The sequence below is a fragment of the Brenneria alni genome (assembly GCF_003666245.1).
Lineage (GTDB): Bacteria > Pseudomonadota > Gammaproteobacteria > Enterobacterales > Enterobacteriaceae > Brenneria > Brenneria alni.
In genome coordinates, this window is sequence record NZ_MJLZ01000105.1 from 1 (window position 1) to 1,579 (window position 1,579).

The 1,579-nt window shown below is 33.8% G+C and carries 1 protein-coding gene and 1 pseudogene; one reads left to right on the forward strand and one right to left on the reverse strand.

Features of this window, described 5'->3' with window-relative positions:
* A pseudogene (locus BIY29_RS20365) lies at positions 1-460 on the forward strand (hypothetical protein); the annotation flags it as partial.
* Between the two features lie 387 nt (positions 461-847).
* Here BIY29_RS20365 and BIY29_RS19845 read toward each other — a convergent pair.
* Positions 848-1,327, reverse strand: coding sequence for an Hcp family type VI secretion system effector (locus tag BIY29_RS19845; RefSeq protein WP_121576718.1), 480 nt, complete (start codon positions 1,325-1,327; stop codon positions 848-850).
* Between the last annotated feature and the right edge of the window lie 252 nt (positions 1,328-1,579).

The window sequence follows — 1,579 nt, forward strand, 5'->3', positions numbered from 1 at the left end:
CTTTAATGTTAGACTTTTCTTTTTTTTAATGATACCGCGACCACCGAGAACTACACTAGATCCCTCGTCAGCAACGTCAAAAGTTTATAAGAGACAGGGTGTATCCATTGCATCAGAAATAACAACAGATCGGGCAATAAAAATGTCAATCGTTTACATGCTTGCGAAATACATTGCATCCTCGCTAAACTTTTCAATATCTGTTCGTAGATCGATAAACAAATATTCATTTTTGGGATTAAGTGCTATAGCATTTCACGGAAAGGCTCAGAAAGCGGCTATGTCTGCACGACATTTACATGACGTTTGCCCTGAATTATATTGGTCTCTCTATTCAATGCAAGTTGAGATGTTATATTTTTTATTTGAAGAGCGTTTATCACCATATATCCCTAAGACTCCATATGATGAAGTTGAAATTATAGAAATAATAAATGGAATAGTAAAAAATGAGTTTTAAAAAAATAATATCATACGCAGTTAGAGAATTTGTTAACACTTATACCACTATGGCGTTGATGCTCGGCTTAGGTGTTTTTTTCTACGAGTTCATTCCTCAACATTGGGGGAAACTTACTATTGTTTCCATAATTATCATCGTCTATGTTGATATCAAATTCTTATCAAAAAAAATTAAGAAGAAAGAAAAATAATTATGAAATACATAATGAAAAATTTCATAACCATTGAGGTTTTGATAACTTTAACCATTGCCTTATGGTTTTTATATGTGTCATTCATTCCTGAACTTTGGATAAGAATAATGCTTATATCAATAGTTATAATTTTTTTTATAAATATGTTTCAAAAAAGTAAGACCGAATAAAACATTCGGTCTTCATCAATATTAATAAGCTACATTCTGCCAAAGCATATAAGCGCTCGTTCTTGCAATGACATGCTCCCATTCAATAGAAGCAAATTTGAATGACACACTTTCCTGTGGCTGAACTTCATTATGGGTCAGTGAGTTAGGATAAAAAAATCGAATATTATTAATAATCGCATCCCTCAACTTCATTTTAAAATAAAGCTCATTCCCACCAGACTGAGCCGTTCGGTAGAAAGAAAAAATACACTCCAATTTTTCATTGTCATTGATCGCCTGAGCAAACAATGGAGTGGCTTTATCAATTGGCTTTCTAATCTCCACAGGAAGAAGAGCAACGTTCTCTGCCCGACTAATATTATTTACCAACTCATAAACAAAAATCTCATTCTCATGTGCAGATTGATATTTGTTGCCAATAGAATCCAGTGATGAACACCCTGCTGAAATCAGTCCTTGTTTTTTCCCGGTAACGCTAAGATAAATAAGATTGGACATTATGCCTCCATACAAAAAAATCCCATTCTACGACGCACAGCCGTAGTACCTATCACATGAACATAATACCTTCTCAGAAGAAATTTTTAAATACAATGAGCCTCTGTTTTTGTATGGATATGGCTGTCAGCACCGTGCTTTATCGTTTTTATGTTCAGTGATTGATAGCGGAAATGCACTACATGTTTAATAAAAAGGTATCCCCTGAGAGATACCTTATAACCTCTGTACACCTGAGAATTAAATTTATAT